General features: G+C 69.9%; 15 protein-coding genes. 5 read left to right on the top strand and 10 right to left on the bottom strand.

Annotated elements, in window-relative coordinates; translation table 11 throughout:
- Positions 1-112: 112 nt before the first annotated feature.
- Positions 113-3,283, top strand: a complete 3,171-nt coding sequence (locus R2APBS1_RS00680) for an efflux RND transporter permease subunit (RefSeq protein WP_015446456.1) — start codon at positions 113-115, stop codon at positions 3,281-3,283.
- Positions 3,284-3,341: 58 nt separating this feature from the next.
- On the opposite strand, the gene R2APBS1_RS00685 is transcribed toward R2APBS1_RS00680, so the two are convergent.
- Together R2APBS1_RS00685 and R2APBS1_RS00690 are read right to left on the bottom strand one after the other, a co-directional pair.
- Positions 3,342-4,631 (bottom strand): MFS transporter, encoded by a 1,290-nt coding sequence (locus tag R2APBS1_RS00685; protein ID WP_015446457.1) that lies wholly within the window; start codon positions 4,629-4,631, stop codon positions 3,342-3,344.
- An 87-nt stretch (positions 4,632-4,718) separates the two neighbouring features.
- Positions 4,719-5,675 carry a hypothetical protein gene (locus tag R2APBS1_RS00690; RefSeq protein WP_015446458.1) on the bottom strand — a complete coding sequence of 319 codons (957 nt, stop codon included), beginning with the start codon at positions 5,673-5,675 and terminating at the stop codon, positions 4,719-4,721.
- Between the two features lie 181 nt (positions 5,676-5,856).
- Here R2APBS1_RS00690 and R2APBS1_RS00695 point away from each other — a divergent pair, with 181 nt between their 5' ends.
- The 3 genes from R2APBS1_RS00695 (at position 5,857) to R2APBS1_RS00705 (ending at position 9,395) form a co-directional block, all read left to right on the top strand.
- Entirely contained in the window at positions 5,857-7,236 is a 1,380-nt protein-coding gene (locus tag R2APBS1_RS00695) for a M16 family metallopeptidase (RefSeq protein WP_015446459.1), read from the top strand.
- On the top strand, positions 7,233-8,705 hold the full coding sequence (locus R2APBS1_RS00700; protein WP_015446460.1) for a M16 family metallopeptidase: 1,473 nt from the start codon (positions 7,233-7,235) through the stop codon (positions 8,703-8,705). Before R2APBS1_RS00695 ends, R2APBS1_RS00700 begins: the two co-directional genes overlap by 4 nt.
- Positions 8,706-8,873: 168 nt before the next feature.
- On the top strand, positions 8,874-9,395 hold the full coding sequence (locus R2APBS1_RS00705; RefSeq protein WP_015446461.1) for an acyloxyacyl hydrolase: 522 nt from the start codon (positions 8,874-8,876) through the stop codon (positions 9,393-9,395).
- Positions 9,396-9,454: 59 nt separating this feature from the next.
- Here R2APBS1_RS00705 and R2APBS1_RS00710 read toward each other — a convergent pair whose 3' ends face one another.
- From R2APBS1_RS00710 to R2APBS1_RS00730, 5 genes are all read right to left on the bottom strand, one after another.
- Entirely contained in the window at positions 9,455-10,981 is a 1,527-nt protein-coding gene (locus R2APBS1_RS00710) for a DHA2 family efflux MFS transporter permease subunit (RefSeq protein WP_015446462.1), read from the bottom strand.
- Positions 10,982-11,121: 140 nt separating this feature from the next.
- A complete protein-coding gene (locus R2APBS1_RS00715; RefSeq protein WP_015446463.1) occupies positions 11,122-12,306 on the bottom strand; it encodes an HlyD/EmrA/EmrK family protein in 1,185 nt (394 codons plus the stop codon).
- 9 nt (positions 12,307-12,315) lie between these two features.
- Positions 12,316-13,755: an efflux transporter outer membrane subunit gene (locus R2APBS1_RS00720; protein WP_015446464.1), complete on the bottom strand. Its 1,440-nt coding sequence runs from the start codon at positions 13,753-13,755 to the stop codon at positions 12,316-12,318.
- 23 nt (positions 13,756-13,778) lie between these two features.
- On the bottom strand, positions 13,779-14,237 hold the full coding sequence (locus R2APBS1_RS00725) for a MarR family winged helix-turn-helix transcriptional regulator (protein ID WP_015446465.1): 459 nt from the start codon (positions 14,235-14,237) through the stop codon (positions 13,779-13,781).
- 75 nt (positions 14,238-14,312) lie between these two features.
- Positions 14,313-14,573: a hypothetical protein gene (locus tag R2APBS1_RS00730; protein WP_015446466.1), complete on the bottom strand. Its 261-nt coding sequence runs from the start codon at positions 14,571-14,573 to the stop codon at positions 14,313-14,315.
- A 241-nt stretch (positions 14,574-14,814) separates the two neighbouring features.
- Here R2APBS1_RS00730 and R2APBS1_RS00735 point away from each other — a divergent pair, with 241 nt between their 5' ends.
- Positions 14,815-15,678: a helix-turn-helix transcriptional regulator gene (locus R2APBS1_RS00735; RefSeq protein ID WP_015446467.1), complete on the top strand. Its 864-nt coding sequence runs from the start codon at positions 14,815-14,817 to the stop codon at positions 15,676-15,678.
- Positions 15,679-15,709: 31 nt separating this feature from the next.
- Here the strand turns inward: R2APBS1_RS00735 and R2APBS1_RS00740 are convergent, their stop codons facing one another.
- Genes R2APBS1_RS00740 through R2APBS1_RS00750 form a run of 3 tightly spaced genes read right to left on the bottom strand, consistent with a single transcriptional unit; the run spans position 15,710 to position 20,434 of the window.
- Complete coding sequence (locus R2APBS1_RS00740; protein WP_015446468.1) at positions 15,710-18,952, bottom strand: efflux RND transporter permease subunit; 3,243 nt, start codon at positions 18,950-18,952, stop codon at positions 15,710-15,712.
- Positions 18,945-20,054, bottom strand: coding sequence for an efflux RND transporter periplasmic adaptor subunit (locus R2APBS1_RS00745; RefSeq protein ID WP_007510327.1), 1,110 nt, complete (start codon positions 20,052-20,054; stop codon positions 18,945-18,947). The genes R2APBS1_RS00740 and R2APBS1_RS00745 overlap by 8 nt, the downstream gene beginning before the upstream one ends.
- Complete coding sequence (locus R2APBS1_RS00750; RefSeq protein ID WP_007510329.1) at positions 20,051-20,434, bottom strand: DUF302 domain-containing protein; 384 nt, start codon at positions 20,432-20,434, stop codon at positions 20,051-20,053. The genes R2APBS1_RS00745 and R2APBS1_RS00750 overlap by 4 nt, the downstream gene beginning before the upstream one ends.
- Between the last annotated feature and the right edge of the window lie 27 nt (positions 20,435-20,461).

The raw sequence follows: 20,461 nt of genomic DNA on the forward strand, positions 1-20,461 counted from the left end.
GACTTCAGGCACATACGCCGCGGGGCGCCGAAAGGCATAAAGTGGGCATGCACGGATTGCCCGCCACCTCCCCGACCCTCTCACGCCCGCCGCGCGCGCGGGCGGAAGCGCCATGAACATCTTCGCCCCGTTGATCCGCCGCCCGGTCGGCACCTCGCTGCTCGCGCTCGGCCTGATGCTGGCCGGGCTGTGGGCGTACCTGCTGCTCGGCGTGGCGGCGCTGCCGTCGCTGGATTTCCCCGGCGTGTACGTGGTGGCCAGCCAGCCCGGCGCCAGCGCGCAGACCATGGCCAACACCGTGCTGGCGCCGCTGGAGCGGCACCTGGGGCGCATTCCCGGCGTCGACGAGATGTACGGCAACGCCAGCGAGGGCCAGGCCTCGGTGATGGTGCGCTTCACCTTCGACCGCACCGCAGACAGCGCCGCGCGCGACGTGCAGGCGGCGATCAACGCGGCCGCGGTCGACCTGCCCAGCGGCATGCCGTCGCCACCGCAGTACTTCAAGTTCGACACCGCGCAGATCCCGATCCTGTTCCTCACGCTGACCTCGACCGGGCTGCCGCAGGACCAGCTGTTCGACCTGGCCGACACTATGCTGAAGCCGGCGGTGGCGCAGATCGACGGCGTGGCCCAGGTGCAGGTGTTCGGCGGCACCCCGCATGCGGTGCGCATCGAGCTGGACAACGGTGCGCTGGCGGCCAAGGGCCTCACCACCAACGACGTGGCCAACGCGCTGCGCGCGGCCAACGTCACCTCGCCGCAGGGCACGCTGAGCGACGGCCGCACGCAGATGACGGTGAGCGCCAGCGACGGCCTGCAGACGCCGGCCGAGTTCGCCCGCCTGCTGATCTCGGTGAAGAACGGCACGCCGGTGCGGCTGTCCGACGTGGCGAAGGTCTACAGCGGCCAGCAGGATGAGTACCAGGCGGCCTGGTTCAACGACGCGCGCGCGGTCGGCCTGCAGATCAGCAAGCGGCCGGAGGCGAATGCGGTGGCCACGGTGGAGGCGATCCGCGCGCGATTGCCGCAGCTGCGCGCTTCGCTGCCGCAGAACGTGACGATGACGCCGGTGTTCGACCTCACCCAGACCACCAAGTCGGCGCTGCACGAGGTGCAGGTGGCGCTGCTGATCTCGATTGCGATGGTGGTGCTGGTGATGCTGGTGTTCCTGCGCCGGCTGCGGCCCACGCTGATCGCCACGCTGAGCGTGCCGCTGTCGCTGGCCGGCGCGTTCGTGGTGATGTGGGCGCTGGGCTACACGCTCAACACGCTGTCGTTGGTGGCGCTGGTGCTGTGCATCGGCTTCGTGGTGGACGACGCGATCGTGGTGATCGAGAACATCGTGCGCCACATGGAGCGCGGCGAGCCGCCGATGCAGGCCGCGCTCACCGGCGTGCGCGAGATCGGCTTCACGGTGATCTCGATCACCTTGTCGCTGGTGGCGGTGTTCGCGCCGCTCCTGTTCGGCAACAACATGCTGATCATGCTGCTGCGCGAGTTCTCGGTGACGCTGACCGCGGCGGTGGTGATCTCGGCGCTGGTCTCGCTCACGCTGACCCCGGCGCTGTGCGCGTGGATGCTGACCCACGAGCCGGAGCGCAGCAGGCCGCCCGGGCGGATCGAGCAGGCGGTGGAGAACTTCGACCGCAAGCTGCTGCACGTCTACCAGCGTGCGCTGGACTGGGCGATGCACCATCGCCGGATCATGCGCTGGCAGCCGCTCACGCTGCTGGTGCTGACCTTCGTGCTCGGTTTCGCGGTGGCCAAGACCGCCGGCGGCACCTTCATGCCCGACGAGGACACCGGCCAGCTGCAGGTGGACATCAGCGCCGACGCCAACATCTCGCCGGCCGAACTGACCGCGCGTGCGCTGGCGGTGGCCAAGATCATGCAGGCCGACCCCGCCGTGCTCGACCAGCTCACCATGCTCGGCCGCGACGGTGGCGGTGGCGGCGCGGTGGGCAACAACGCGCAGATGTTCGTCGACCTCAAGCCGCGCGGCAGCGGGCCGGGCCAGCGCCGCGAAGGCATCAAGCAGGTGGTCGAGCGGCTGTCCAAGCAGTACGACAAGCTGGCCAACGTGAAGGTCTCGGTCAGCGCCGCGCAGTTCCTCGGCGGCGGCGGCAGCGGCGACAAGGGCGGCCAATACGAATTCCAGCTGGTCAGCAGCAACGGCGGCGACCTGCAGCCGTGGACGCTGAAGATGGTGCGGCAGCTGCGCGGCATGCAGCAGTTCCGCGACGTCAGCAGCAGCTTCGACCAGGTCGGCAAGCAGCAGCTGCTGCGGATCGACCGCGAGGCGGCCGCTCGCCTGCACGTGGGCGTCGGCACCATCGACTCGGCGCTGTACAACGCGTTCGGCCAGCGCCAGGTCTCGCAGATCTATTCCGACATCAACCAGTACGCGGTGGTACTCAGCACCGGCGCGGCCGAGCGGGTGAGCCCGGAGTCGCTGCTGGACGTGCGCGTGCGCAACGAGCAGGGGCGGATGATTCCGCTGTCGGCGCTGGCGACGATCGAGCCGAACATGAGTCCGCTGCGCGTGCGCCACCACAACCAGCTGGAGGCGGCCACGATCAGCTACAACCTGGCCAAGGACGTCACCCAGGACGTCGGCGTGAAGCTGGTCGAGCAGGCCGCCTACGCCGCGCGCCTGCCGGCCGGCATGCGGGTGGATTTCACCGGCGCCAACCAGCGCCTGAAGCAGGCCCAGTCCAACGGCATGGTGCTGCTGCTCGGCTCGATCCTGGCGATGTACATCGTGCTGGGCATCCTCTATGAAAGCCTCGGCCATCCGCTGACCATCCTGTCCACCCTGCCGGCGGCCGGCGCCGGTGCGTTCCTGGCGATGCTGGTGACGCAGACGCAGATCTCGATGATGGCGATCATCGCGATCCTGATGCTGATCGGCATCGTCAAGAAGAACGCGATCCTGATGGTCGACTTCGCGCTGGTCGCCGAACGCGAGCGGGGATTGCCCGCACCCGAGGCGATCCGCGAGGCGGCACTGGTGCGCTTTCGCCCGATCACCATGACCACCCTGGTGGCGATGGGTGCCGCGCTGCCGCTGGCGATCGGCTTCGGCATCGGCTCGGAAATGCGCCAGCCGCTCGGCATCGCCATCGTCGGCGGTTTGCTGGTGTCGCAGTTGCTGACCCTGCTGAGCACGCCGGCGATCTACCTGTGGAATTACGACCGCAAGATCCGCAAGGCGGCGCGCAGGGAGCGCAAGGCGGAGAAGAAACGCTTGAAGACGTTGGGCAAGGTGCAGACGGCGTCCTGACCCGGCGCCGCCACGGAACGTCAACTCGCTCCCGTCGCCCGGCGCCGCGCCGGAGATCTCATGCTGGCGCTGCCCCGGGCCGCGCCGCACCGATGCTGCGCAGCGCCGGGCTGGTCATGCAGGCGAGGGCGATCGCGCTCAGTGTCAGTCCCGCCGCGGTGAACAAGGTCGCCAGTGAGGCCACCTTCAACAGGCTGCCGGCGATCGCGGCCGCCAGCGGGCCCAGCCCCATGAAGGCGAACATCAGCACGCTCATGGTACGGCCCATCATCTCCGGGGCCACGCGGTGCTGGATCCAGCTGATGATGGCAATCTGCGCGATACCGGCGAGCACGCCGGTGCAGGCCAGCAGCATGGCGCCGGCGAAGGTCGAGTGCACCAGCGCCAGCGTGGCCAGCGCCAGCCCGGCGAGGCTGTCGATGCCCAGCACCATCAGGCCGAGCCGGCCGCGTACCAGCTTCGTCGCGACACCGGAGAGGACGCTGCCCAGCAGCATGCCGCCACCGTTCGCGGTCATCAGGATGCCCAGCGACGCAGCACCCAGGTCCAGCCGGGTATCGGCCAGCACCGGCAGGCCGACCTGGATCGGGCCACCCACGAACACCGATACCACGGCGGCATAGAGGATGAATGCGCGCAGCGGCAGGTCGGCCCAGATGTTGCGGATGCCGCTGGCGACGTTCGCCAGCACGCTGCCGACCGGGGCCTTCGGGTGGTGGTCGCTGTGGATGCGGATCAGCAGCAGCGAGCCGAGCGAGAACAGGAAGCTCACCGCATCGATGCCGAACGCGAGTCCGAGCCCGGCGGCATCGGCCACGCCGTTGCCGTGGCTACCGTGCGCGCCGACGCTGATCAGCAGGCCGGCGATCGCCGGGCCGACGATCATGCTCAGCTGGCGCGTGCCCATGAACAGCGCGTTGGCCGGCTGCAGCTGCTGCGGCGGGATCAGCTGCGGCAGGATCGCCGAACCCGCCGGATAGGCAAACGCGGTGGACAGGCCGATGCCCAGCGCGAGCGCGTAGACCGTCCACATCTGGATCGCCCCGGCCAGCACCAGCACGGCGAGCAGGCTGACCAGCAGCGCATTGACCGCGCGCGCGCCGAGCAGCACCCGCCGCGGCGACATGCGATCCACCACCGCACCACCGATCAGCATGAACAGCGCCCGCGGCAGCGCCATCGCGGCCAGCACCAGGCCGAGCGCGGCCGGGTCGCCGGTGAGTTTCAGCACCAGCCACGGCAACGCCACCAGGGTGAACTGGTCGCCGATCGCCGAGATCGTGCTGCCGCCGAACAGCAAAGTGAAGTTGTGGTTGGCGAACAGCGATGATCGAGCTGTTGTAGGCATCGAACGTCCCTCGATGATGGATTGGCAGTGCGCCGGCGCAGCGCAGCGGCAGGCCTGGCGTGCGTTTTTGCGGATCGTACAGGGCAATCAATCGTGGAAGTGGTGGCGCTGGGCATGCCACCAGCGACCCCAGAACACGCCGATCACTACGGAAATGCCGCCGAACACGACTGCCGGCACGCGCGCATCGCCGAGGTCGGTGCGTACGAGCGGGCTGATGATCGAGTAGACCATGCTTGCCGCCAGCAGCACGAAGCCCGACCACCAGGCGAACAGCATGCGTCGATAGATGCCGAGGGCGACGCCGAGCATCGCGATGGAGCCCGCGCCGGCGACCATGCGCAGCGTATCGTTCGCATAGTGTGTGATCACGGCTCCGTCAGGGCCGCCGCGATAGGTCTGGATGCCGCTGATCGCCGAGATGATGCCCAGGAGCCCGAACAGGGTGAACAGCCCGGTCAGCGTGTAGATGAATACGGGTGTCTTGCCACTCGCCGCCTGGCCGGCAAGGCCTGCACCCTGGCTCGGCGTGGCGGTGTCCGGCAGTACTTGCAGAGCGGTGCGCATGACATGGGTGAGCCAGGCGGCGTCGTTCCGTGAAAACCATTGACCCAGCGCCGTCAGCCCGACGCCGAAGCCCATCATCCCGACGGCCGCCAGCGGGAACATGGCGGCTTTCGGCGATGCCACGGCGGCCACCGAGCCGGCCACCGCGAACGATGCAAGCATGCCAAGCCAGAACGCCATGAACACCTTCACCAATAGCATCATGGTGAAACGGCCGCGCAGCACCACCTTGCCCTGCCGTTGCTCGAACCTGCCGATGAAGAACGGCTTGAACGAGTTGCCGACCATCGGAATGACCCGCTGCAACGACACGCGGTTTTCCTTCACCGTGCCAGCCGCGCATTCCTGCGTGGCGAACGGAAACGACCACCGGCGCGTCGCGGCTCGCAGTCGCTCCACGGATTCGTTCATGCCGAACGCGCTCACGAATTCAACGGGCTCGGAACCCGTCCAGACGTTCTTGATCCAGCGGAACATGCCACCCCCTCACGACAGGCTCGCGTTTGCCCATCATCGCAGATCGCCCGGTTCGCCATGTGGCTCGACCTCGGACAAGTCGAGCGGTATCCGGGCATGCCTGCGCGGACAGGCGGCAAGTCACGAGCATGGCTCGGCACGACTTGCTAAGGTTGAGCCCTTTCCACCAAAGGGACCGCCCATGCATCTGCGTCCGGCTGCCTTGCTCGCCCCGCTCGTCCTGCTGGCCGCGCTGGCTTCGCCGCCGCTGCTCGCGGCCGAACTGGCCATTCCGCCGATCCAGTACCACCAGCGCACCTTGCCGAACGGCTTGCAGGTGCTCAGCGTGGAGGATCACGCCAGCCCGAACGTGGCGGTGCAGGTGTGGTACCACGTCGGCTCGAAGGACGACCCGCAGGGGCGCTCCGGCTTCGCGCATCTGTTCGAGCACCTGATGTTCAAGAGCACCAAGCACATGCACGCCGAGCAGTTCGACCGGCTCACCGAGGACGTCGGCGGCGCCAACAACGCGTCCACCGGCGACGACGTCACCAACTACTTCGAGGTGGTGCCGAGCAACCACCTGCAGACCCTGCTGTGGGCCGAGGCCGAGCGGCTGTCCAACCTCAACGTGGACGAGGCGAATTTCAAGTCCGAGCGCGCGGTGGTGCAGGAGGAATACCGCCAGAGCGTGCTGGCCAACCCGTACGGCAAGCTGTTCAACGCGATCGACCCGCACTCGTACACCGTGCATCCGTACAAGCGCCCCACCATCGGCAGCATCGAGGACCTGGAGGCGGCCTCGCTGCCGGACGTGGTCGCGTTCCACCAGACCTTCTACCGACCGGACAACGCCACCCTGATCGTCGCCGGCGACTTCGACCCGAATCAGCTCGACGCCTGGGTCGACCAGTATTTCGGCTGGATCCCGAAACCGGCCGCGCCGATCCCGCAGGTCACCGCGCAGGAACCGAAGCGCAAGAAGAACCTGCGCTACACCGTCACCAGCGAAACCGCGCCGCTGCCCGCGGTGGCGCTCACCTGGCTGCTGCCGCCGGCGTCCGACACGGCCGACCGCATCCCGCTGCAGGTCGCCGCCGCGCTGCTTTCGCAGGGCGATTCCTCGCGGTTGTACCAGTCGCTGGTGTATCGCCACCAGGTTGCCCAGCGGGTCGGTGCCGATGCCGACGGCCGGGTCGGCCCGGGCCTGTTCACCGCCTATGCGATCCTCGCCAGCGGCCACCCGCCGGCCGAGGCGGAGAAGCTGCTGCACGAGGAGATCATCTGGCTGGCGACCCAGCCGATTCCCGCCGCCGAGCTGGACAAGGTGAAGACCCAGCTGCTGACCAGCGAGTTGAAGCAGCGGCAGACCGCGCAGGGCCTGGCGTTCGCGCTGGGCCAGGCGACGCTGATCGACGGCAATCCGGAACACGTCAACACCGACCTGGCCGCGCTGCAGAAAGTCAGCGAGCAGGACGTGCACCGCGTGCTGCAGAAATACGTCACCGGCGCCCACAGCGTCACTATCGACTACCTGCCGCAGCCCGCCGGGGCGGCGACGACCTCGGGAGCAGCGAAATGAGCCGCCGCAAGAACGCCTGCCGTCTGGCCGTCTTTACGGCCATCGCGATCGCCGCCGGCAACGTGGCGGCCGCCGAGTTTCCCGCCACGCCGCCTGCGCCGGGCCCCGCGCCGCAGCTGACCGTGCCGACGCCGTCGACGCAAACCCTGGCGAACGGCCTGCAGGTGATCAGCGTGCGCCGCGCCGGCCTGCCGCTGGTCACCGCGCAGCTGGTGTTGCGCAGCGGCGGCGAGATGGACCCGCCGGCGCTGGCCGGCCTGGCCGACCTCACCGCGAGCCTGCTGACCAAGGGCGCCGCCGGCCAGAGCGCGCCACAGATCGCCGCCGCCGCCGAGGCGTTGGGCGGTTCGCTGGATGCCGATGCCGGCTGGGACGAAAGTGCGGTCGGCATCACCGTGACTACGCCGAAGTTGCCGCAGGCGCTGGGCCTGCTCGCCGAAGTGGTGCGCCAGCCGGATTTCAGCGCGGCCGAGCTGAAACGGGCGCAGGCGCAGGCGATCGACGACCTGCGCCTGCTGCTGAGCCGGCCTACCGCGCTGGCCTCGCTGGCGGCCAGCCGTGGCGTGTTCGGCGATGGCGCCTACGGCCATTCGCGCGGCGGCACGCCGGCCTCGATCGCGCGGATCGGACGCGCCGACGTGCAGCGGCTGCATGCCGCGCTGTACCGGCCGGACAACGCGATCCTGATCCTCGCCGGCGACGTCACTGCGGCGCAGGCGCTTGCGCTGGGGCAGGCCAGCTTCGGCGACTGGGCCAGGCCGGCCACGCCGCTGCCGGCGCGACCGGCGGGCAAGGCCGCCAGCCGCGTGCCGGCGATCGTGCTGATCGACCAGCGCGGCGCCGGGCAGGCCGGCGTGGTCGCGGCACATGCGGCGCCGTCGCGCGGCGATGACGGCTACTACGTGGGCACGCTCGCCAACGCGGTGCTCGGCGGCTCGTACTCGGCGCGCCTGAACGAGGAGATCCGCATCAAGCGCGGCCTGTCCTATGGCGCCAACAGCCGGCTGCAGCCGTTGCGCGACGCCGGCCTGTGGCTGGCCGCGGCACAGACCAAGAATCCGTCCGCGGCGCAGGTGGTCGAGCTGATGCTGGGCGAGTTCAAACGCCTGGGCGACAACCGCGTCGGCGACGCCGAGCTGGCCGCGCGCAAGGCCACCCTGATCGGCGCCTACGGCCGCAGCCTGGAGACCACCGCGGGGCTGGCCGAACAGGTCGGCGAGCTGGCTGTCTACGGCGTGCCGCTGGACGAGATCGGTCGCTACATCGCCAAGGTGCAGGCGGTGACGCCGAAGCAGATCGAGAAGTACGCGGACAAGCATCTGAATGCCGGCGCCAGCACGGTGGTGGTGGTCGGCGACGCCGCGCAGTTCGCCGCGGACGTCCGCAAGGCGCATCCGCAGGCCGCGCTGCTGGAATCGACCGCGCTGGACCTGGACAGCCCGACCCTGCAGCCGGTGGTCGGCAAGTAGTTTTTCTCCAGCGCGGGCGGCACCCGAACCCCGGCCATCGTGCCGGGGTTTTTACATCGCGCGGGCAACAATCCGTTGCCGAAATCGCACCAAAGGAAAGCTGCGCCGGGCGTCGGCCATTTGTATACTATGCGGTACATAAAAAGAAACCTGCCGCGAGGTTGCCCCATGTCCCTTCGTCCCCTCATCCGCAGCGCGCTCGCGCTCGCCCTGGTCACCGCCGCGCTGCCTGCGACGGCCGCCCGCTTCGAGCTGCAGGCCGGCCGCAGCTATTCGAACAGCCACGGCGCGAACACCGCCTTCGTCGAGGCCGTGTTCGCGCCGCAGCCGCTGGGCCAGACCCGCTTCACTTGGGCGCCGGATGTCTCGCTCGGCTGGATCGACGGCCGCCCCGTGGCGACCGACGACAGCCGCTACACCAATCGCGACTCGGTGGCGTTGCTGGCCGCCGGCGCGCGCTTCCACTTCGGCGAGACCGGCGATTGGTACCAGCCGCTGTTCTTCAGCGAACAGCTCGCCGTCACCAATCACGCCACCCACGCGCTCTCCAGCCACTACCAGTTCGTCAGCACGCTGGGCTGGCAGGCGAAGCATTTCAGCGTGGCGCTGCGGCACGTCTCCAATGGCGGGCTGCACCGCCCGAACACCGGCGAGACGATGGCGCTGGTCGGCGTCGCGTTCGATCTCTGAGATCGCGGCGGACGGCTCCGTGCGGAGCCGTTCGTCGGTGCCAATGCGTGCCGGCGGCTTCAGTGGCCGCCGGAGACGCTGCGCGCCTTCGGCGTGAACGGCGGCTTGGCCAGCCAGATCACCAGCACCAGCGCGAGGAAGATCCAGCCCAGCGCGTGGAACACCTCGTTGAACGAGATCTGGTAGGCCTGCTGGGTGATGATGTCGTTGAGCACGCCGGCGGCAGCCTGCTGGTCGCCCTGGCCGAGCTGATGCATCGCGGCCTGCGTGGTCGGACTGTAGGCGGTGATGTGCTCGGTCAGCTGTTCGTGGTGGGTCACCGCGCGGCGCTCCCACAGCAAGGTGGTGAGCGAGGCGGAGAAGCTGCCGCCCAGCGTGCGCAGGAAGGTGGCCAGGCCGGAGCCGGAGGCGATCTCGTTCTGCTGCAGGTCCGACAGCAGGATGGTCAGCACCGGCATGAAGAACAGCGCCACGCCCAGGCCCTGCCACAGCTGCACCATCGCCACGTGGTAGAAGTCGATGCCGATGAAGAAATCCGAGCGCATGAAGCAGGTCAGGCCCATCACCACGAACGCGGCCGCCGCCAGCAGCCGCAGATCCATGCGCGGCCCGTACTTGCCGACGACGAAGGTCAGCAGCACCGGGATGATGCCCAGCGGTGCGCTGGCGTAGCCGGCCCAGATCGAGGTGTAGCCGAGGTTGCGCTGCAGCCACAGCGGCACCATCAGTGCGATCGCGAAGAACGCCGCGTAACCGAGGATCAGCGCAATCGTGCCGACGGTGAAGTTGCGGTGGCGGAACAGTTTCAGGTCGACGATCGGGTCCTTGTCGGTCAGCTCCCAGATCAGGAACACCGCAATGCCGATCGCCGCGACGATGCTGGTGACGACGATGAAGGTGGAATTGAACCAGTCCTCGTCGTTGCCCTTGTCCAGCACGATCTGCAGCGCGCCCACGCCGATGATCAGGCTGATCAGGCCGACGTAGTCGATCTTCGGCCGCTCGGTCTTCTCCACCTTCCCGCGCAGCTGGTCGGCCACCACCATGCTGGCGAAGATGCCGATCGGCACGTTGATGAAGAAGATCCACGGCCATGAATAGTTGTCGGTGATCCAGCCGCCGAGGATCGGGCCGGCGATCGGCGCCACCACCGTCACCATCGCCAGCAGCGCCAGCGCCATGCCGCGCTTGGCCGGCGGATAGATGCCGATCAGCAGGCTCTGCGTGATCGGGTACATCGGCCCGGCCACCGCGCCCTGCAGCGCGCGGAACAGGATCAGCATGCCCATGCTCTGCGACACGCCGCACAGGAACGAGGCCAGCGCGAACAGCAGCGTGCAGGCGGTGAACAGCCGCACCTCGCCGAAGCGGCGGCTGAGGAAGCCGGTCAGCGGCAGCGCGATCGCCATGCTCACCGCGAACGAGGTGATCACCCAGGTGCTCTGGTTGCTGCTCACGCCGAGGTTGCCGGCGATGGTCGGCAGCGACACGTTGGCGATGGTGGTGTCCAGCACCTGCATGAAGGTGGCCAGCGACAGGCCGATCGTGCTGAGCGCCAGGTTGGGTGGGCGGAATTCGGTAGTCATCGGAATCGGCCGGAGGTGGAAGATCTGCTCCTCCCCCTGCAACGCAGGGGGAGGTCGGGAGGGGGTTGCTCCTGGCCTGAAAGATCAAGAGCACCCCACCCCAACCCTCCCCTGCGCAGCAGGGGAGGGAGCTGCTGGAATTACTTGGTGCGGGCCATGTTGGCGTGGACGATCTGCGTGATCGCCGCGTCGGCTTTGGCCAGTTGCTGCCGATAGACGTCGGTGCTGAAGGCGGGCTTGCTCGGCGAGCGCTGCGACAGCATCGGGCCGCTGCGGTCGTGCAGGCTCACGTCCACGTCCAGCGACATGCCGATGCGCAGCGGGTGCTGGTCGAGCTGGGCCGGATCGTCGAACACGATGCGCACCGGGATGCGCTGCACGATCTTGATCCAGTTGCCGGTGGCGTTCTGCGCCGGCAGCAGCGAGAACGCGCTGCCGGTGCCGACGCCCAGGCTCTGCACCTTGCCCTTGTATTCCACCGCGCTGCCGTAGACGTCGGACCTGATCGTCACCGGCTGGCCGATGCGCATGTCGGTGAGCTGGGTTTCCTTGAAGTTCGCATCCACCCACACGCCATGCAGCGGCACCACCGCCATCAGCGCGGCGCCCGGCTGCACGCGCTGGCCGACCTGCACCGAGCGTTTGGCCACATAGCCATCCACCGGCGCGATCAGGGTGGCGCGCACGTCGTCGAGGAAGGCGGCGCGCAGGCGGGCCGAGGCGGCCTGCACGTCCGGGTGCGAGGCGACCACGGTGTCGTCGACCAGCACCTTGCTGGTCTGGTACTGCTGCTGCGCCGCGGTCAGCGCGCTCTCGGCGCTGGTCAGCGCGTCGCTGGCATGCGCCAGCTCCTCGGCCGAGATCGCGCCGGACCTGGCCAGCGCCACGCGCCGGTGGTAGTCCGCGCGCGCCTTGTCCACCGCAGTCTGGCGCGCGGCCACGTCGGCGCGGGCACCGCTGACGCTGGAGTACAGCCCGCGCACCTTGCGCACGGTGTTGGCCAGGTTGGCCTTCGCCTCGGCCAGCGCCACGTCGGCATCGCTGGGGTCGAGCCGCACCAGCACGTCGCCGGCGTGCACCCGGTCGCCGTCATCGGCGCCGATGCTGACCACGGTGCCGGGCACCTGCGGGGTGATCTGCACCACGTTGCCGTTGACGTAGGCGTCGTCGGTGCCTTCGTACCAGCGCCCGTCGAGGAAATACCACAGCGCCCAGCCGATCACGGCGAGCAGCACCACGACGGCGAGCAGGCGCAGCAGCGGGCCGCGCGGGTTCTTCCGCGCGGACGGGGCGAGCTCGGGCGCGGTTGGATTCTGGCTGGACATGGGGCTGCCTCAGGAATGTGACGGGGTGGGAGACGGGGTGTCGGCCTGCGGCTGGAAACCGCCGCCGAGGGCCTGGATCAGCTGCACCGACAGATCGATCTGCTGCGCCGCGAGCGCGGCGCTGCCGCGTTCGGCGGCGAGCAGCTGCTGGCGCACGCTGAGCGCTTCCAGGTAGCTGCCGATGCCGGCCCGGTAGCGTTGTTCGGCAAGCTCCCAGGCCTGTTGCGCGGCATCCTGCGCGCGTTGCTGCGCGGCAATCTGCGTCTGCAGCGAGTCGCGCGCGGACAGCTCGTCGGCGACCTGGTTGAGCGCGCCGACCAGGGTCTGGTTGTACTGCGCCACGGCGAGGTCGTATTGCGCATCCTTGCCGGACAGGTTCGCGCGCCGGCGGCCGCCGTCGAAGATCGGCAGGCTGAGCGATGGCCCGACCTGGTAGAACCGTCCGGCCAGGCTGAACGGGTTGGCGCCGCCCATGCTGACCACGCCGGCCATCGCGCCGATGCTGATGTTCGGCAGGAAAGTGGTCTTCGCCGCCTTGATGTCCTTGCCCGCCGCCTCGACGCGCCAGCGCGCGGCGACCAGGTCGGCGCGGTGGCCGAGCAGGTCCAGCGGCAGATTGGACGGCACCGCCAGCACGCCCGGCTGCAGCAATCGCGGCCGGGCGATCTGCAGCCCGCGGTCGGGGCCCTTGCCCAGCAGCACCGCCAGCGACGAGCGCGCAGCCTCGACCGCGCGGCTGGCCAGCGCCACCTGCTGCTCGGCGCTGGCCACCTCGGCGTCGCCCTGCTTCAGCGCGATCTGGTTGTCGATGCCGGCGGCGACGCGCTGGCGGGTCAGCTCGCGCGACTGCTGCGCGCGCTGCAGCTCGCCGGCGGTCAGGTCCTGCTGGGTGAACGCGTAGCCGAGCTGCGCATAGGCGCGGGCCAGGTTGCCGGAAAGTTCGATGCGTGCGGCGCGGGCGTCGACCTCGGCGGCGCGCGCCTGGCCCACGGCCGCTTCCCACGCGGCGCGCTTGCCGCCCCACAGGTCCAGGTCCCACTGAAAGCTGGCGTAGCCGTACTTGGCCAGCGCGAAGTGCGCCTTGTCGCCGAGCAGCGCGGCCGGCGGCCGGGCGCCGGCGATCGCGGCGCCGCCATTCACGCTGGGCCCGCGTGCGGCACCGGCGATGCCCGCCGCGGCCTGCGCCGCGCGGGCGCGGGCGTCGGCGACGCCGAGGCCGGGGTTGTCCTGCAGCGCCTCGGCGATCAGCGCGTCGAGCTGCGGGTCGCCCAGCCCGCGCCACCAGTCGGTGGTCGGCCACGCGGCCGCGGACAGGTGGGCCAGGCTGCGTCCGGCCTTCAGCGCAGCCGGATCGATCGGCGTGCCGTCGGGGTGCAGGCCGCCGCTGCTGGCGCAGGCGGCCAGCGCAAGGGTCAGGGCGGCCGCAGCCGCAAGTCGATGCAGACGCATGGGAAGGTCCAGGGTGGAAAGGGTCAATGCTTGTCGCGCAGCGCGTGCAGCACGCGCTCCAGGTAATCGTGCAGCCGCGCCTGCTCGGCTTCGTCCAGCGAGCGCTGGGCTGCCCTGAGCACGCGATCGTTGCAGTCGGTCAGCTCCTGCCACAGCGTGGTGCCGGCCGCGGTCAGCTCGATCCGCAGGGCGCGGCGATCCTGCTCATGCCGGCGGCGGCGCAGGTAGCCCTTGCCCTCGAGATGGTCGAGCTGGCGGGTCATCGCGCCGCCGTCCAGTTCGACCGAACGGGCCAACTCGCTGGCCGACATCGGGCCGAGCCGGGCCAGCCGCTTGAGGATCAGGAACTGGGTGAAGCTCAGGTTCAGGCCCTTCGCCGCCAGTTCGGCTTCCATCGCGCGCACGATCTCGGCGCGGACGAGCCCGAGCAGGATGCCGAGACTTTCCCGGGGGGTGGCGAAAGCTAGCGATTCGGAGTTCATGGCCGCGCATTCTATTGCCTAAAGTATATTTGTCAAGGCAAATATATGCTGAATTGCATTTGCTTCGGCAAGAGGTCAGGCGGCGCGCATCCGCTGGGCCTGCAGCTCGTCGTGCACCAGCGCGCGCAGCGCCGGATCGCGGAGGGTGAACAGCTCGAACACGCCCAGCGCCTGCAGGGTCGGCAGTTGCGCCAGCAGGCGGGGTTCGGCGTCGCGGCGTACCGATTCGGGGGTGGCCGGATCCAGCATCAACTGCGCGTGCACCACGAAGTCGGTGAGCGCGTCGCTGCGTGCGGCGTGCAGCGGGGCGGGGACGGGGACGGGGAGTAACGACATGTCGATCTCCTGCATGGATGGACACAAGGACGTCTGCGCGTGGCGCGCCGTGACAGGCTGTTGCCGCACGGGCTGGCGTGGCGAGCGGGGCGGCAGGCCGCAGACCGGGTGGGGCCGCACCGCCGGCGTCACGGTCACGTGCGGGCACATGACTTGGGGGACAGGCGACGGTAGGTCGCTGCCGCTAGCATGGGAAGGCAGTCCCCACTGCTGGTACTCCCACTACCACCCGGGCATGCCCATGCGCACCTCCCTGCAACGCACCGAGCTGAAGGCTTTCCTGCGCGCGCGCCGCGCCGCGCTCGTCCCCGAGGCGGTCGGCCTGCCGCGCGGGCCGCGCCGGCTGACGCCGGGGCTGCGTCGCGAGGAGGTGGCGGCGTTGGCCCAGGTCGGCGTCAGCTGGTACACGTGGCTGGAGCAGGGCCGCGCGATCAACGTGTCGGCCGCGGCGCTGACGCGGATCGCGCGTGCGCTGGCGCTGTCGCCGACCGACGAAGCCTACCTGTTCGCGCTGATGGGGCTGACCCGCACCGACGTGCCGGAGCACCACTTCAGCCTGCCGCCGGTCATGCGCGAGGTGCTGGACCTGTACCAGGCGCCGGCCTTCGTGCTGGACACGGTGTTCAACCTGCTGGCGTGGAACCGCATGGCCGAGCGCCTGTACGATTTCGGCGAATTCAGCGGGCCGTTCGCCGACAACCACCTGTGGAACGCGTTCATGAACCCGGCGCGGCGGCGGCTGTACCCGGGTTTCGAGAACGGCGCACTGAACCTGCTCGGCATGTTCCGCATGAACCAGGCGGCGCATCCGGAAGACCCGCGCTTCCACCAGCTGATCGAGGCGCTGAACGCGGCCAGCGCGGAGTTCGTCGCGCTGTGGCAGCGCTGCCACACCGCGCCGCTGAGCGCGATCACGGTGCCGTTCTTCCATCCCGAGTTCGGCGACCTCAGCATCCACTCGATGCGCCTGCCGATCCGCGACGGCGACCACGTCGACCGCGCCACCGCGTTCTTCTTCGCGCCGGCGAATGCCGAAACCGCCGCGAGCTTCGCCCGCGTCGCCCGCCGCCTTGCTGCGCAGCAGGCCGCACCGGCGCAGGCCTGAGCGTCGCGCCGCCGGCGTGGCGGCGTGACGCTCAGCCCGCGTCGTGGCCGGGCAGGTGGCGGCCGCCGCCGCGGGACAACCAGGCGTAGTACAGCAGCGGAATCACCAGCAGGGTCAGCACGGTCGATACCAGCACGCCGAACACCAGCGACACCGCCAGGCCCTGGAAGATCGGGTCGCCGAGGATGAAGAACGCGCCGAGCATCGCCGCCAGCGCGGTGAGGATGATCGGCTTGGCGCGCACCGCGCCGGCCTCGACCACGGCGGCTTCCAGGCTCAGCCCCGCCGCCAGCGAATGGTTGATGAAGTCCACCAGCAGGATCGAGTTGCGCACGATGATGCCGGCCAGCGCGATCATGCCGATCATCGAGGTGGCGGTGAACTGCGCGCCGAACAGCCAGTGGCCCGGCATCACGCCGATCACGGTCAGCGGGATCGGCGCCATGATGATCAGCGGCACCAGGTAGCTGCGGAATTGCCCGACCACCAGCAGGTAGATCAGCAGCAGTCCGATCGAGTAGGCGATGCCCATGTCGCGGAACGTCTCCAGGGTGATCTCCCACTCGCCGCTCCAGCGCACCAAGAAGCCGCTGTCGCCGGTCGGCGGCCCGGTGAACTCCTGCGCCAGCTGATGGCCGTGCAGGCGCGTCTGGCCGATCTTGCCGACCAGCCGGAACATGCCGTAGACCGGGCTGTCCTCGCTGCCGGCGTCGTCGCCGGTGACGAAGGCGTAGGGCAGCAAGTCCTTGTGGTAGACCGCGTCGGCCCACGGCCGGGCAACCACCTTCACCACCTCGGAGATCGGCACCAGCTGGCCCGCGGCGGAGCGCACGCGCAGCGTGAGCACGCTGTCCAGCGAGCCCAGCGCGGCCGGCGGCAGCCGCAGCACGATCGGCACCGCGTACTTGGCGTTCTCGTCCGCCACGTAGCTGGCCGGCATGCCGCCCAGGCCGGCGCGCAGGGCGTCGACGATGTCGGCCTGGCTGATGCCCAGCGCGGCCGCGCGCGCGCGGTCGATCTCGACCAGCCGGCGCGTCGCCTGCGGGTTCTCCGTGCTCAGGTTGACGTCGACGATGCCCGGCGTGCGCTCGAACAGCTGCGCCAGCGCCAGCGCGACGGCGCGCTGGTCGCGGTAGTCCGGCCCGTAGATCTCAGCCACGATCGGCGCCATCACCGGCGGCCCCGGCGGCACCTCGGCCACCACCAGCCGGGCGTGGAAGCGCTGCGCCACCGCCGCCAGCGCCGGGCGCGCCGCCAGCGCGATCTGGTGGCTCTGCCGCTGGCGCTCGCCCTTGTCGACCAGGTTGACCTGGATGTCGCCCTGGTACGGCTGGTTGCGCAGGTAGTACTGGCGCACCAGGCCGTTGAAGTTCATCGGCGCCGAAGTGCCGGCGTACAGCTGGTAGTCCTTCACCTCCGGCACGCCGTCCAGCACGCGGCCGAGCTCGACCAGCACGCGCTGGGTCTGCTCCAGGGTCGAGCCCTCGGGCATGTTCAGCACCACCTGGAACTCGGACTTGTTGTCGAACGGCAGCATCTTCAGCACCACCAGCTTGACCCCGGCCAAGCCGGCGGCCAGCAGCACCAGCACGGTCATGCCGAGGAACAGCCGGCGCCGGTTGCGCGCCGCCTTCGGGTGGCCGAGGAACGGACGCATTACGCGGGTGAACAGGTGCTGCAGGAAGCCGTCGATGCGCGAGTGCTCCGCCGCGCCGGCCGCCGGCGCGTGGCGGCGCAGCAGCTGGTAGGCCAGCCACGGCGTGACCACGAAGGCCACCGCCAGCGAGATCAGCATGCCGACCGAGGCGTTGATCGGGATCGGCCGCATGTACGGCCCCATCAGCCCGCCGACGAAGGCCATCGGCAGCAGCGCGGCGATCACCGTGAAGGTGGCCAGGATGGTCGGCCCGCCCACTTCGTCCACCGCGGCGGGAATCGCCTGCAGCAGGCTCTTGTCGCCGCGCGCCATGTGCCGGTGGATGTTCTCCACCACCACGATCGCGTCGTCGACCAGGATGCCGATCGAGAAGATCAGCGCGAACAGCGAGACGCGGTTGATGGTGAAGCCGATCGCCCACGAGGCGAACAGGGTCACCGCCAGCGTCACCACCACGGCGGTGCCGACCACCACCGCCTCGCGCCAGCCCAGCGCCAGCAGCACCAGCAGCACCACCGCCAGCGCGGCCAGGCCCAGGTGCAGCATCAGCTCGTCGGCCTTGTCGTTGGCGGTCTGCCCGTAGTCGCGGGTCACCGTGGCGTGCACGCCGGCGGGGATGTCCACCCCGCGCAAGGCGTCCAGCCGCTCGCGCACGGCGCCGGCGATGGTGTGGGCATTGCTGCCGGCCTTCTTGGCGATCGCCAGGGTCACCGCCGGCGCCAGCCCGGCCAGCGGCCCGGCCCGGCCCGGCGGCGTGCCGAACGAGGCCAGCCGCGTCACGTGGTTGCTGCCCGCTTCCACGCGGGCCACGTCGGACAGGTACAGCGGACGGCCGTCGCTCAGCCCGATCACCAGCTGCGCCACCTCGTCCGCATTCATCAGCAAGCTGCCGGCCTTGACCGGCAGGTCGCGGTTGCCGCCGATCTCGCTGCCGGCGTCGACCGCCACGTTGGCCGCCTTCAGCGTGCGCACCAGATCGGCGACGCCGAGCTGATGGGTGGCCAGTCTGGCCGGATCCAGCTCGACCATCACCGCCCGCTCCGGCGCGCCGATGGTGTAGACGTCGCGCGTGCCGGGCACGCGCTTGAGCTCGGTCTCCAGCGTGTGCGCCACCTTGGCCAGCTGCTCGGGCGTGGCCTCCGGGCGGTCGGACCACAGGGTCACCGCCATCATCGGCACATCGTCGATCCCGTACGGCTTCACCAGCGGCTGGCCGACGCCGAGCCCCGGCGGCACCCAGTCGGCGTTGGAGTACAGCTTGTTGTACAGGTCCACCAGCGCCTGCTGGCGCGGCACGCCGACGTCGAACTCCACCGTCACCACCGCCATGCCGGCGCGGCTCATCGAGTAGACGTGCTTGACGCCCTTGATCTCGCCGACCTTCTGCTCCAGCGGAAAACTCACCAGGTTCTCGACGCTCTGCACGCTGGCGCCGGGATACGGCACCAGCACGTTGGCCATGGTCACTTCGATCTGCGGGTCTTCCTCCTTCGGCGTGATGATCGTCGCGGCGATGCCCAGCAGCAGCCCGGCCAGCGCCAGCAGGGGCGTGATCTGCGAGGCCTGGAACGCGCGCGCGATGCGCCCGGAGATACCCAGTCGGGCCGGCTCAGTCATGGGCGGAGGCGCCGCTGGAAGGCTGGCCGGCCGCGTGCCGCGCGACCAGCCAGGCACGCGCCGCCTGCGGGTCGCGGGCCACGCGCTCGCCGTCGTCGAGCCCGGCCAGGATCTCGACCTGCTCGCCCTCGTGCGCGCCGAGGCGCAGCTGGCGCAGGCTCACCCCGTGCGCGTCGATCACGTAGGCGCCGACCAGCTCGCCGCGCCGCACCAGCGCCGAGGCGGGCAGCAGCAGGCGCTTCGCCGCACCGGTGGCGAACGCCACCTTCACCGTCATGCCCGGATACAGCCCGTCGCTGTCCGCCGGCAGCGGCAGCCGCACGTTGAAGGTGTGGGTCTGCGGGTCGGCATAGGGAAACACCTCGACCGCCGCGGCCGCGATGCGTCGGTCGCCGCTCAGCACCTGCGCCGAGTGGAACTGGCGGATCGCCTCGACCGCGCTCTGCGGCACCTGCACGTTGACCCGCAGCTGGTCCAGCGCCTGCAGCTGGATCAGCGGCTGCGGCGACGGCGGCCCGGCCTGCACCGCCTCGCCCACGTGCACGAACCGGCGCGTGATGATGCCGGCGAACGGCGCGCGCAGCACGGTGTAGTCCAGCTGCTGGCCGACGTTCGCCAGCTGGGCGCGCGCGGCGTCGCGCGCCGCCCGGGCCGCATCGCGCGCGGCGCGCTGCTGGTCCATCTGCGCGGCGGACACGTAGCCTTTCGCGTAGACCGCCTCGATGCGCTGGAAAGCAGCCTGCGCATCCTTGTAGGTGGCTTCGGCCGAGGCCAGCTGCGCCTGCGCGGCCTGGCGCGCGGATTGCTGCTCCACGTCGCTGAAGCGCACCAGCACGTCGCCCTTGGCCACCACGTCGTTGACGTCGTGCGGCAGTTCGCGCACGCGCGCATTGGTCTGCGCGGTGATGGTCACCTGCTGCACGGCCTCGACCACCCCGTCCCAGAGCTGCTGCCGCGGCGCGTCCTCCGCGTGCACGACTAGCGCCGCCAGGGCCGGCGGTTTCGCCGCGCCGGCGCCGGCGGATGGCTTGCCGCCGCAGCCGGCGAGCAGGCCGAGCGCCAGCAGCGCGGTGGGCAGCAGGCGGTGTCGGTGCATGCTCATGCGGCCTCGTCGATCATCCGCATCGTCGCGCTTTCGACCTCCTGCGCGATCGCGGCCAGCGAGGCATCCTGCGAGAGCATGCCGAGCATCGGCACCGGCTTGATCATGCCGATGCGCGTGCGGCCGTGTTCGGTGTACACCGAGATGCGGCAGGGCAGCGCCATGTTCATGCGCAGGTCGGTAGCCAGCACGCTGGCGGCGTGGCGCGGGCTGCACACCTCGAACACCTTGCATTGCTCGGCGAACGGAAAGCCCTTGCCGCGCAAGGTGGCGCCCAGGTCGTGCACGTGCAGCACGCCGAACTGGTGGCGTTTGACCGCGGCGTCGAGATCGCTGACCGCGTCCTCGAACGATTTTGCCGATTCCACAATGTAGTACATGGTGCCTGCCTCACTCGCGCGCGGCGC

It is taken from the genome of Rhodanobacter denitrificans (assembly GCF_000230695.2).
GTDB lineage: Bacteria > Pseudomonadota > Gammaproteobacteria > Xanthomonadales > Rhodanobacteraceae > Rhodanobacter > Rhodanobacter denitrificans.

Coding starts and splice junctions, on each gene's coding strand:
- R2APBS1_RS00680 (WP_015446456.1), top strand. CDS start 113: ATGAACATCTTCGCCCCGTTGATCCGCCGCCCGGTCGGCACCTCGCTG.
- R2APBS1_RS00685 (WP_015446457.1), bottom strand. CDS start 4,631: ATGCCTACAACAGCTCGATCATCGCTGTTCGCCAACCACAACTTCACT.
- R2APBS1_RS00690 (WP_015446458.1), bottom strand. CDS start 5,675: ATGTTCCGCTGGATCAAGAACGTCTGGACGGGTTCCGAGCCCGTTGAA.
- R2APBS1_RS00695 (WP_015446459.1), top strand. CDS start 5,857: ATGCATCTGCGTCCGGCTGCCTTGCTCGCCCCGCTCGTCCTGCTGGCC.
- R2APBS1_RS00700 (WP_015446460.1), top strand. CDS start 7,233: ATGAGCCGCCGCAAGAACGCCTGCCGTCTGGCCGTCTTTACGGCCATC.
- R2APBS1_RS00705 (WP_015446461.1), top strand. CDS start 8,874: ATGTCCCTTCGTCCCCTCATCCGCAGCGCGCTCGCGCTCGCCCTGGTC.
- R2APBS1_RS00710 (WP_015446462.1), bottom strand. CDS start 10,981: ATGACTACCGAATTCCGCCCACCCAACCTGGCGCTCAGCACGATCGGC.
- R2APBS1_RS00715 (WP_015446463.1), bottom strand. CDS start 12,306: ATGTCCAGCCAGAATCCAACCGCGCCCGAGCTCGCCCCGTCCGCGCGG.
- R2APBS1_RS00720 (WP_015446464.1), bottom strand. CDS start 13,755: ATGCGTCTGCATCGACTTGCGGCTGCGGCCGCCCTGACCCTTGCGCTG.
- R2APBS1_RS00725 (WP_015446465.1), bottom strand. CDS start 14,237: ATGAACTCCGAATCGCTAGCTTTCGCCACCCCCCGGGAAAGTCTCGGC.
- R2APBS1_RS00730 (WP_015446466.1), bottom strand. CDS start 14,573: ATGTCGTTACTCCCCGTCCCCGTCCCCGCCCCGCTGCACGCCGCACGC.
- R2APBS1_RS00735 (WP_015446467.1), top strand. CDS start 14,815: ATGCGCACCTCCCTGCAACGCACCGAGCTGAAGGCTTTCCTGCGCGCG.
- R2APBS1_RS00740 (WP_015446468.1), bottom strand. CDS start 18,952: ATGACTGAGCCGGCCCGACTGGGTATCTCCGGGCGCATCGCGCGCGCG.
- R2APBS1_RS00745 (WP_007510327.1), bottom strand. CDS start 20,054: ATGAGCATGCACCGACACCGCCTGCTGCCCACCGCGCTGCTGGCGCTC.
- R2APBS1_RS00750 (WP_007510329.1), bottom strand. CDS start 20,434: ATGTACTACATTGTGGAATCGGCAAAATCGTTCGAGGACGCGGTCAGC.